The following is an 11173-nucleotide window of genomic DNA, read 5'->3' as shown; positions in this document are numbered from 1 at the left end:
TCGCCGTGGGCGTCGACCCGTGCGAGGTGGGGAGTCCCGAGCGGAGCGGGCGGGCGGGAGGTCGTGAGCGGAGGACGTCGAGCCTGCTCGCGCGAGGAGGGCTCGAGTGCCACGGCGCTCGCGAGCGAGGTCGTGAGCGGAGGACGCCGAGCCGTCTCGCGCGAGGAGGGCTCGAGTGCCACGGCGCTCGCGAGCGAGGTCGTGAGCGGAGGACGCCGCGCCGTCTCGCGCGAGGAGGGCTCGAGTGCCAAGGCGCTCGCCAGCGAGGTCGTGAGCGGAGGACGTCGCGCCGCTCGTCGCGAGGAGCCGCGCGGCGGAGAGGTCGTGAGCGCGCGGTTCACGGGGCGGGGAGAAGTCCGGTGCGGCGCGGCGATCGAAGGTGGAGCCGTGAGCGGCGTGGGCTTGCGACCTCCGCTGCCGCGGGCAGCTTTTTGTCGTCGGGTGCGAGGGAGACGGCGGGATACACTTTGGACATGTCTTTTTCGACATGGTTTTCTGTGCATGTCTGAAAGGATAGGTAGTGCGTGAGCAAGGACGAGACAGCGCGAGGGTCAGGGCCGGTATGGCTGGTGGTCGCGGGGTTGGCCGGGGCCGCGTTTTGGTGGTGGCGCAGCGGAGCCGAGAGCGCGGCGGTGCCGGCCGCGGAGCAGGGTGAGCAGCAGGTGCAGGCGATCGCCACCAGCCTGCCGGAGGCGCGGCCGGAGTTGGTGCTGAACCCGCGCTTCGCCGAGCGGGCGACGGTCGCGGGGATCGTGCGAGATCCGCAGGGCCAGCCGGTGGCCGGGGCGCAGGTGTGCGCGACGACCTCCGCGAACGAACTGGCGTCGAAGGACATGGAGCGGCCGAGCTGTACGAAGACCGAGCGCGACGGTCACTACCGCATCGAGGGGCTGTTCCCGGTGCGCTACGCGATCCTGGCGAGCGCCGCCGGCTTCGCGCCGGGGAAGTACTACCAGGGCGAGGGCGCGGCCCGACGCAGCTGGATCGACCTGCGGCCGAAGATGGAGGCGCTCGGCGTCGACATCACGCTCGAGGACGGCGGCGTCGAGATCCACGGGTTCGTCAAGGACCTGAGCGGCGGGCCGATCGAGGGCGCCCAGGTCACCGCCGGCGCGACCTTCGCCTGGACGGCGGCCGACGGGTCGTTCTCGGCGTGGGTCGCGGAGGGGTCCGTCTGGATCGTGGCGAACGCCGACGGCTATGCGAGGGGCCACGAGGAGGGCCTGGCGCCGGGTCACGAGTTCGAGCTGTTCCTGACGCCCGAGGCGGTGCTGGTCGGCAAGGTAGTGCGCGCGGGCGAGGGCGGCGGGCCGATCGAGGGCGCGCAGGTCATCGCGGTGTCGGGCGGATGGGGCTTCATGCCGAAGTCGGCGTACACCGACGCGAACGGCGAGTTTCGCATCGAAGGGCTCGAGCCCGGGGCCTACAAGGCGCGGGCCGAGGCCGACGACGCGCTCGGGGTGGCGAAGGAGCAGGTGATCCTCGGGCTCGGCGAGACGTCGGACCCGATCCTGATCGAGGCGCACCCGGCGTTCACGGTCGAGGGCAAGATCGTGACCGAGGGCGGCGGGAGCTGCGACAACGGCAACGTGAGCCTTGCAGATCCGGCGCAGGGGCGCGAGGCGTGGATGCCGATCGAGAGCGACGGCACGGTGCGCAAGCGCGGGGTGCTGCCCGGCGATTATCAGGTCCACGTGCGCTGTCGCGGGTTCGTGTCGGCCGAGCGCTACGAGCGGGTCAAGGTCGTCGACAAGAGCGTGACGGGGCTGCGCTGGGACGTGTCGAAGGGGCAGTCGATCCGCGGGGTGGTGGTCGACGCGAGCGGCAAGCCGGTGCCCAAGATGAACCTCGAAGCGTCCCTCAAGCCGGACCCGAGCCGGGCGCGGGCGCACCAGACGGCCAACGTGTGGGGACCCGAGACCGACGCGCAGGGCCGCTTCGAGCTGGCCGGGCTGCTCCCGGGGACGTACGACGTGTCGGTGAATTCGTGGGGGCAACCGCGGGCGACGCCGGCGACGCCGACGGTGGTGGAGGTGCCGAAGGGCAAGGACGCGACGGGCGTGCGCATCGAGTTGCCGGCGACCGGCGAGGTGCGCGGGTCGGTGCGCGATTCGAAGGGGCAACCGATCGCGGCCGCGAAGATCGGGGCCAACGACGGGGTCCACTGGCAGTTCGCGACCGCGGCGGACGACGGGAGCTTCCACTTCAAGAACCTGGCCAGCGGGGACTACCGCATCACGGCGCGGATGGGCTGGTTCGGCGAGACGATGCGAGCGCCCGGGACCAGCGACGACGACGTGCAGGGCGAGCGCGTCGAGGTGCGCGAGGGCAAGGTCGCGACGGTGAAGCTGGTGGTCGAGAGCGCGTCGGGGCGGATCACGGGGGTGGTGCGCGACGAGGACGGCGGACCGGTGGCGGACGCGTTCGTCGAGGCGACGCGCGAGTCGGAGAGCGCGGCGAGTTCGGCGGGCGCGGGGATGCGTCAGGGCCGCTGGGGCGAGTTCTTCGAAAAGCCGAACCTGACCGACCAGGACGGGAAGTTCACGCTCGAGAGGCTGGAGACGGGGAAGCACACGCTCCGTGCCCACCGCAAGGGCGGCGGCGAGGCGATCGTCGAGCACGTGGCGCTCGGCAGCGAGGTGGTGCTGACGATCGCGTCGCCGGGGCGGATGTCGGGCACGGTGAACGTGCGCGGCGGGGCGGCGCCGGAGGAATTCACGATCGTGGTCCTCGACGAGGCGACCGGGTATCAGCGACACGACAACTTCTTCCGCACCGGCGGGGCGTGGAGCGTGCCCGACCTGCCGGCCGGGAACTACAAGGTGTCGGTGACCGCGGGCGGAGGCACGGCCGAGGTCCACGCGACCATGGCCGCGGGCAAGGACACCAGCGGGGTGCGCATCGAGCTGGCGCCGAAGGTGACGGTGCGCGGGACGGTGGTCGACACCGACGGCAAGCCGATCGCAGGGTTGGAGGTGTCCGTCAGCGCACCCGGTACGTGGTCGTCCAGCAGGGGCGACGAGGACAAGCGCCACGTCACCGACGAGCAGGGTCGCTACGAGGTGACGAACGCGCCGAGCGGGAAGGTGCAGGTGAACGTGTACCCGCGCAGCTGGGGCAACAGCGAGTACTCGTATACCTCGATGCCGGTGATGCTGTCGGCCGACGCGTCGGAGACGGAGCTGGCGCCGATCAAGGTGGCGCGGAAGCGCGTGAAAGACGGCGAGAAGTCCGGCGAGCTGGGGATCAAGCTCAAGGAGCCGGAGCCGGGCGCGGACCCGCTGACGCGACAGCTCATCGTGGCGTACGTGCGCCCGGGCAGCGCGGCGGCGCTCGCGGGGCTGCAGATCGGCGACGTGATCGTCAGCGTCGACGGCCAGGACGTGACCGGGGCGAACGCTTACCTGTATCACGGGCTGACCGAAGTGCTCGAAGGCACGGCGCTGACGCTGGGGCTGGCGAACGGCAAGAGCCTCTCGGTGACGGCCGGCAAGGCGCCGTGAACCGAAATCAGATGTTCTGAAGGACAGGTCGCTACGGGCGCGCGCCGTGGTGACCGGCCGGGAAGAGGAGCCCCGCGGGGCGGGTTCCGCGGGGCGGGTCGAGATGTCTCGAAAGCCAGATTCGGTGCGCGAGCAGAGGTGTGGCGAGATGCGCAGGAGAGCCGTCGTCGGGGTGATTTTGGCGGTCGTCGGAGGGGCGCTGTGGTGGTTGCGCGAGGAGAAGGACGCGGCGCCTGTCGCGACCGCCGAGGTCGTGGCGGCGCCGGTCCAGGCGATGGTGAGCGCGGGACAGGAGGAGGCGGCGGGGCTGCAGCTCGACCCGCGGCTCGCGGCGCGGGCGTCGATCGCGGGGTTCGTGAAGGACGCGAAAGGGGCCCCGATCGCGGGGGCGCAGGTGTGCGCGCTGTTGACTTCGGAGCGGTTGCCAACAGACGAGCGACGCCGGCCTCCCTGCGTGACGAGCGAGCGCGACGGGCACTACCGGATCGCGGGGCTGTTCGGGGCGCGTCACGAGGTCGTCGGTTCGGCGCCGGGGTTCGTGCCGACGTTGTACGCGCAAGGAGAAGGCGCGAGCCGGCGCGAGTGGGTCGAGCTGCGGCCGGGGATGGAGCTGCTCGGGGCCGACATCGTGCTCGAGGACGGCGGCGTCGAGATCCGCGGGGTCGTCAAAGATCTAAGCGGCGGACCGATCGAGGGCGCTCAGCTCCTCGGGAATCGCCAGCCTGTCGTCTTCACCGGGCCCGAGGGCGAGTTCTCGATGTGGGTGAAGCCGGGCCAAATCGGAGTGCGCGCGATGGCCGACGGGTACGCGGACGGGCGCGACAACGGCGTCGCGCCGGGGCACTTCTTCGAGGTGTTCATGACGCCGGAGGCGGTGCTGGTCGGCAAGGTGGTGCGCGCGGGCAGCGGCGAGCCGGTCGAGGGCGCACAGGTGTCGAGCGGAGGCGGGTCGTGGACATCGACGATGACCGACGCGCAGGGGATGTTCCGCCTCGACCGCTTGCCGCCGGGGCCGTACAAGCCGAGCGCAGCGTCCGACGAGACGTTCGGGCTGGCGGAGGAGCTTGTGATGCTGGGGCTCGGCGAGACGTCGGAGCCGCTGGTGATCACGGCGCACCCGGCGTTCTTCGTCGAGGGGCGAGTGGTGATCGAGGGCGGGGGGAGCTGCGACGCCGGGTCGGTGATCTTGCGCGACGGGGCGAGCGGTCGCGCGGTGCGTGGGGCGACCGAGGCGGACGGTGTGATTCACCTGAGGGCCGTTCGACCCGGGGAGTACGGGATCGAGGTGCGGTGTCAGGGACATGTCCCGGAGGACACGTATGAAAAGGTGAAGGTGGTCGACCGCAGCGTGTCCGGGGTCGAGTGGAAGGTCCGGCGCGCGCAGGCGCTCCGCGGGGTGGCGGTCGACGTGCGGGGGCGGCCGGTGGCGAAGCTGACGGTGAGCGCGGGCTCGAAGCCGGACCCGAGCCGGCCGCAGGCGCAACGGATCTGGGCCAGCGCGCAGACCGACGCGAGCGGGCGCTTCGAGGTGACGGGGCTGTTGCCGGGGAAGTACGACGTGGAGGCGTCGTCGTGGGATCCGCCGCGCACGACGCCGAAGGCGATGGAAGTGACCTTGCCCAAGGGACAGGATGTGGAAGGTGTGCGGATCGAGCTGCCGGCGGTCGGCGAGGTGCGCGGGTCGGTGCGCGACGCGAAGGGGCAGCCGGTGCGCGGGGCGTCGGTGGCGCTAGTCGGCGGTTCGACCCGGTTCGGGGCGACGGTGGCCGACGACGGGACGTTTCGCATCGAGCACGTGGGCGTCGGCGAGTACCGGGCCGAGGCGCAGAAGGGCTGGGAGAAGCTGCGCGCGCCGGGGACGAGCGACGACGACGTCCAGGGCGAGAAGATCGAGGTGCGGGCGGACGCGGTGACGACGGTGCAGCTGGTGGTGGCGAGCGCGACGGGGAAGATCACGGGGGTGGTGCGCGACGAGCACGGGGCGCCGGTGGCGGACGCGTTCGTCGGCGCGGCGCGGGAGTCGGACCGCGCAGGAGCGGCCAAGGGCAGCGCGTCGCTGGAGACGCGGTGGACGTTCGGCAAGCAGCCCAACATGACCGACGCCGAGGGGCGCTTCACACTGACGGACCTGAGCGACGGGAAGCACACGGTGCGGGCGCATCGTCGCAGCGGCGGAGAGGCGATCGTCGAGCAGGTGGCGGTCGGGAGCGAGGTGACGCTGACGCTGGCGCCGGCGGCCCGACTGGCGGGGACGGTGGCGCTGCCCGGGGGCGGGACGCCGGAGGAGTTCACGGTGGTGATCGCGGAGGCGACCAGCCAGTACCGCCGCACCGACAACTTCTACCGCACGAACGGGGCGTGGAGCTTCCCGGAGGTGCCGGCGGGCGAGTACAAGGTGCAGGTCAACGCGGGGGCCGGGACCGCGGAGGCGACGGTGAAGGTGGCGGCCGGAGAAGAGCTGTCGGGGGTGCGCATCGAGCTGGCGCCGAAGGTGACGGTGCGCGGGACGGTGGTCGACCTCGAGGGCAAGCCGGTGCCGGGGCTGACGGTGACGGTGTCCGGCAGCGGCGCGTCCGCGAGCGCGCAGGACGGCAAACACAACGTGACCGATGAGTCAGGTCGGTTCGAGTTCCGCAACGCGCCGGCCGGACTGGCCCAGATCAACGTGTCGCCCCAGAACGGGAACGCCGAGTTCGGCTGGTCGTCGATGCCGGCGATGCTGTCGGGCGAGGCGTCGACGGTCGAGCTGCCGCCGATCCGCGTGGCGCGCAAGCGGACGCCGAGCGGCGAGCAGGCGGGCGACCTCGGCTTCACGACCCACGAACCGGCGTCCGGCGCCGACCCGATGAAGCGGCGGTGGGTGGTGGCGCACGTGCGGCCGAAAGGACCGGCGGCGCTGGCCGGAGTGGTGGTCGGCGACGAGATCGTCAGCGTCGACGGCCAGGACGTGCAGGGGCCGAACAGCTACTTGTTCCACGCGCTGACGTACGCGCCGGTGAAGACGACGCTGACGCTGGGGCTCGCGCGCGGGGCCAGCGTGCAGCTGACGCTCGACGCGCGGCCCTGAGGGCGGACGAACGAGCCTGTTCTTCGGGACAGGTTGTTCGCCGCCTCGCTGGTGCGCGGCCGTGGGCTGGCCTTCGGGACAGGCGCTTGGGCCGGTTCGCCTGGGCCCCGCAGGCCAGGCGCGCTCCGTACCGGAGGGTGAGAGGGCCTGTCCGTTGGGACAGGCGCTCAGGCCTGGTCGGGGAGGGCGGCGTCGAGGGCGTCGCGCAGGTCGGTGGTCGAAGGCGCGGCGGAGGCCGCGGGGGCGGCCTTGCGGCGCCCGTCGGCGAGGATGGTCTCGGGGACAGGTCGCAAGTCCCACACGAGGCCGACCCAGCTCATGGCCTTGAGGATGTAGTAGGTGATGTCGACCTCCCACCAGTAGAAGCCCTGGCGGGTCGAGCCCATGTAGTGGTGGTGGTTGTTGTGCCAGCCCTCGCCGAGGGTGATAAGCGCCAGCAGCCAGTTGTTGCGGCTGGTGTCGGTGGTGGCGAAGCGGCGCTTGCCGAACACGTGGGCGAGCGAGTTGATGGTGAAGGTGCCGTGCCACAGCAGGGTGGTGCTGAGGCCGAAGGCGATAAACAGGCCCGACAGGCCCATGGTGAGGTAGACGAGGACGCCGAGAGCGGTCGGCGGAAGGTACCAGTACTTGTCGAGCCAGCGCAGCTCGGGGTACTTGGCGAGGTCGCGGATCTTGTTGTAGTCGGTGTCGCCGGCGTTCTTCTCGAAGATCCAGCCGATGTGCGAGTACCAGAAGCCGCGCTGGATCGGCGAGTGGGTGTCCCACGGCAGATCGCTGAACTTGTGGTGGTGACGGTGGTGCGCAGCCCACCACAGCACGCCGCGCTGCGAGGAGGTCTGGGTGAGGACGGCGGCGATGAACTGGACGATCCGGCTGGTCTTGAAGGTGCGGTGCGAGAAGTACCGGTGGTACCAGCCGGTGACGAAGAACATGCGCCCGAAGTAGAGGGCGAAGCACACGGCCCAGTCCTGCCAGCGCGTGCCGGTCCACAACGCGCCGAGCGGCATCAGGTGGATGGCCAACATCGGCCCGATGCTGCCCCAGTCGTATCCGGGGCGCTCCTTCGGCGGGAGGTCGCGGAACTTGTGGGGGATCGGGATCGGCGAGTCGAGCTGCATGCGCTCCGGTCAAGGTGCCGGAGATGCCCGAACGACGCCTGTCCTCGAGTGGTCAATCCGTGTCACGGTTTGGTCACCGGGCTCGGGACGACGAATTTGTAGCCCGTTCCCCTCACCGAGACGAAATACACGGGATTCACCGGGTCGGGTTCGAAGTGGCGCCGGAGGCGCATGATGAAGTTGTCGACCATCCGCGTGTTGGGGTAGTTCGCCAGCTTCCACACCTGCTCCTGCAGCTCCTGGCGCGAGAGCACCCGCCCAGGGTTGGCCGCGAAGTAGCGCACGAGGTCGAACTCGAGGCGAGTGAGCTTGACCTCCTGGTCGCCCTTGCGCGCTTCGCCGCGCTCGACGTCGATGACGGCGTCGCCGAAGCGGATCGGGGCGACGGAGGTGGGGTCCTGCGCAGGTCGCTCTTGCGCCGGGCGTTGTTCGCGCTCCCACGAGCGCCTGCGCAACAGCGAGCGCACCCGGGCCAGCAGCTCGCTGAGCTCGAACGGCTTGACGAGGTAGTCGTCGGCGCCGACCTCGAGCCCGCGCACGCGATCGTCGGTGGCGTTTCGCGCGGTGAGCATGAGGACGGGCGCGAAGTTGCCGCCGTCGCGCAACTTCTTGCACAGCTCGAAGCCGTCGGTGTCGGGGAGCATGACGTCGAGGACGATGGCGTCGTAGCGCGCGCCGAGCAGCAGCTCGGCGGCCCGCCGCGCGGTGCTGGCGAGATCGACCGCGTAGCCCTCGAGCTCGAAGTTCAACTTGAGCCCGGCGGCGAGGTGCTGCTCGTCCTCGACGAGGAGGAGTCGGGGCGAGACGCTCACTCGGCTCCCTCCTCGCTCGAGTCGCCGCGGAACGCCGCGGCGACGGCGCTCTGGAGACGAGCGACCTGCTCGTCGCTGAGCTCGGCGAAGAGCTTCCGCTTCGCCCGCGACAGGACGAGGTTGTTGTCGATGCAGATGCGCAAGAAGAGCTCGCGTTTGCGATCGGGCATGTCGATGATCCGCGACATCCGGCGCCTAGCTTCATCGACTTTCTTGAGGATGTCGATCTCCTCGACGAGGTCGCGCCGGATGGTCTCCTGGACCCATCCGTAAAGCGCCTCGGCGTGCGGGGTGAGATCGAGGTAGGCGTAGAGCGAGGCGTCGTTGTCGGTCGCGGTCATGACGCCCAGGTCGTCGAGCGTGTAACGGACGATGCGGAGGAGCGGCCGCGAGATCTCCTCGAGGACCATGTCGTAACCCGCCTTGTCGCGGAGGATCGCCGCGGACACCGGCAAGACGAGGTCGTCGGGGCAGAACCGAAGACAGTGCAGCATGAAATGGATCAGGTAGCGATGGATGCGCCCGTTGCCGTCGTCGAACGGGTGGATGTAGACGAAGCTGAAGGCGATGACGGCGGCGGCGACAACAGGGTCGATCCCGTCGGCCGACCTCGACGAGGTCCAGCGCTCGGCGAGCCCGAGCAGCCCTTCCATCATCGCCGGGACATCCTCAGGCCGAGGGCAGACGTAGTGGATCTTGTGCTGCCACAAGATCGCGTTGCTGCCGATGTAGGTCTGATCGCTGCGGTAGTCCGACTCGCGATAGGCTTCGACGACGATGACGTTCTGCAGCTCGATCAGGAGCTGCTTGTCGAGCACGCCGGTGCGCGGCCCTCGTTGCAGCAGATCGACGAAGCGAGCCTCGCGATCCGAATCGACCCGTTCACCCTCCAGCTCGAAGCTCTTGCGCGTCTCCTTGGTGTAGAGGTAGCTGACGGCGCGGCGGAGGAGATCGGGATCGTGCGAGGCGAGGCTGTGCTCGATCTGCGACGACAGCGGGAGCGCGGCCAGTTCCACGAGGCGCTGGGTCTTGCGAACCTGCGGGCACCAGGCGCGTGAGCCGAGCAAGTTGTTGCGGACGCGTTGCCGCGGCACGTTCGTCGGCGACCCGGTGAATTGCTCGTCAGGATCGAGGGCGTCGACGTATGCGACCGCCTGGTGGAGGTCGTCCAGCTCGAGGCGCCGCTCGGTCAGCCATTCGTAGAAGAACCACAGCCGGCGCAGATACTTGCCGTTAGGCGTGGCGATCAGCGCCGTCCGCAGCTCGTTCGGGTCGAAGGCGGCGAAGACTCGGGCGAGCACTCCGAGGTCGACGCCGTCGTATTTGAGCGCGAAGACGAGGTGGTCGACGGCGCCGTCACCAGGGTCGTAGTCGGGGGGAAAGCGCTCGTAGACCCTTCGGGGGCCGTCGTAGGTGACGGAGCGCGCGCCCGCCGCAATTTCCGACAGGTGGTACGGGTCCGCGCACTTCAGGCGGTATCGCGCGATGAGCCAGGCGTACCCTGCAGGACCAGCCATCCGTGAACCTTCAGGCGCCTCCAGAAACTATCTCGAAATCTGAAGACTGTCCAAAAGGGTTAAGGAACGGGGCACTCTCTAAGAAAAGCTTAGCGCAAGGTGCGCCGATCCGGGCGGCCCGGAGCTCCGGAAATCTTCAGGCGGCTGGGAAAACATGCTGAAATTCGCCGTCGGCTTCGAAAACGTTCAGGCCGAGCGGAGGCGCATCGGGAGGGTGACGCGGAGGGTGGTGCCCTGGCCGGGGCCGGGGGAGAGGGCCTCGGCGCGGCCGCCGAGGGAGCGGACGAGGGCGGAGACGACGTAGAGGCCGAGGCCGGTGCCGCGGCGCTCGCGGACGGCCTCGTCGGGGACGCGGTAGAAGCGCTCGAAGACGCGGCGCAGGTGGGTGCGCGGGATGCCGATCCCGCGGTCGCGGACCTCGAGCGCGACCTGCCCGCGCGCCTCGACGGCGCTGGCGCTGACGACCACCGCGACGTCGTCGCCGCTGTACTTGATGGCGTTGTCGATCAGGTTCTCGAGCACGGCGGCCAGCGCGACCTCGTCGGTGACGATCCGCAGCTCGGGGGCGATGTCGACGCGGACGACGTCGTCGGCCAGGTGCGCGCGGCGAGTGACGCCGGCGGCGCAGCGACGCGCGAGCTCGGCGAGCGAGATGTCGGTGAGGTGCTGCGCCGGCCGGACCTCGCCGGCCAGCCGCGTGGCGGTGAGGACCCGGTCGATGAAGGCGGTCAGCCGCTCGACGTCGTCGTGCATCATCCGCCGCAGCCGCTCGTGCTGGGCCCCGGGCAGGTCGGGCCGCGCGAGCGTCTCGAGGCACAGCTTGAGCGCGGCGAGCGGGCTCTTGAGCTCGTGCGTGACGGAGTCGATGAAGCTGGTCTGCCGCCGGACCTCGCGGATCTCCCGGACCAGGAAGACCGTGAAGAGGACGATCACGAACATGATGACGACCAGCGAGCCGATGCCCGCGACCAGCAGCCAGCGGTTGCCGCGGAGGTCGGCCACCATCTCGGGGTTCTGCAGCACGAGGTAGCTCCAGCCGACCAGCAGCGCCAGGCACAGCGCGACCGCCCCCGAGGACAGGATGATCGGCACGGAGATCGACCGCGTCATGCGGGCGAACGCCATGGTGCGTGTCCTTCGGGTCATGGCGAAAAGC

Annotated in this window: 6 protein-coding genes; 2 read left to right on the top strand and 4 right to left on the bottom strand. The window is 70.2% G+C overall.

Annotated features, from left to right (window positions below; translation table 11 throughout):
- Positions 1 to 524 precede the first annotated feature (524 nt).
- Positions 525 to 3503, top strand: coding sequence for a carboxypeptidase regulatory-like domain-containing protein (locus NAEX_RS19400; protein WP_096328977.1), 2979 nt, complete (start codon positions 525 to 527; stop codon positions 3501 to 3503).
- A 148-nt stretch (positions 3504 to 3651) separates the two neighbouring features.
- The gene (locus tag NAEX_RS19395) at positions 3652 to 6570 is read left to right on the top strand and encodes a carboxypeptidase regulatory-like domain-containing protein (protein WP_170135839.1); all 2919 of its coding nucleotides are present in this window, start codon (positions 3652 to 3654) and stop codon (positions 6568 to 6570) included.
- Between the two features lie 167 nt (positions 6571 to 6737).
- On the opposite strand, the gene NAEX_RS19390 is transcribed toward NAEX_RS19395, so the two are convergent.
- The 4 genes from NAEX_RS19390 to NAEX_RS19375 form a co-directional block, all read right to left on the bottom strand.
- Positions 6738 to 7688 carry an acyl-CoA desaturase gene (locus NAEX_RS19390; RefSeq protein ID WP_096328975.1) on the bottom strand — a complete coding sequence of 317 codons (951 nt, stop codon included), beginning with the start codon at positions 7686 to 7688 and terminating at the stop codon, positions 6738 to 6740.
- Between the two features lie 62 nt (positions 7689 to 7750).
- Complete coding sequence (locus NAEX_RS19385; RefSeq protein WP_096328974.1) at positions 7751 to 8500, bottom strand: response regulator transcription factor; 750 nt, start codon at positions 8498 to 8500, stop codon at positions 7751 to 7753.
- Positions 8497 to 10017: a Fic family protein gene (locus NAEX_RS19380; protein WP_096328973.1), complete on the bottom strand. Its 1521-nt coding sequence runs from the start codon at positions 10015 to 10017 to the stop codon at positions 8497 to 8499. The genes NAEX_RS19385 and NAEX_RS19380 overlap by 4 nt, the downstream gene beginning before the upstream one ends.
- A 186-nt stretch (positions 10018 to 10203) precedes the next feature.
- A complete protein-coding gene (locus tag NAEX_RS19375) occupies positions 10204 to 11163 on the bottom strand; it encodes a sensor histidine kinase (RefSeq protein WP_096328972.1) in 960 nt (319 codons plus the stop codon).
- Positions 11164 to 11173: the final 10 nt, after the last annotated feature.

Origin of the sequence: Nannocystis exedens, from assembly GCF_002343915.1 — a bacterium.
GTDB lineage: Bacteria > Myxococcota_A > Polyangia > Nannocystales > Nannocystaceae > Nannocystis > Nannocystis exedens.
Note: the sequence above shows the minus strand (reverse complement) of the source record. Positions and strands in the feature narration are given on the sequence as shown.

Bases quoted from the DNA above. Each gene is read 5' to 3' on its own strand.
- NAEX_RS19395 (WP_170135839.1), top strand. From the start codon at position 3,652: ATGCGCAGGAGAGCCGTCGTCGGGGTGATTTTGGCGGTCGTCGGAGGG.
- NAEX_RS19390 (WP_096328975.1), bottom strand. From the start codon at position 7,688: ATGCAGCTCGACTCGCCGATCCCGATCCCCCACAAGTTCCGCGACCTC.
- NAEX_RS19380 (WP_096328973.1), bottom strand. From the start codon at position 10,017: ATGGCTGGTCCTGCAGGGTACGCCTGGCTCATCGCGCGATACCGCCTG.
- NAEX_RS19375 (WP_096328972.1), bottom strand. From the start codon at position 11,163: ATGACCCGAAGGACACGCACCATGGCGTTCGCCCGCATGACGCGGTCG.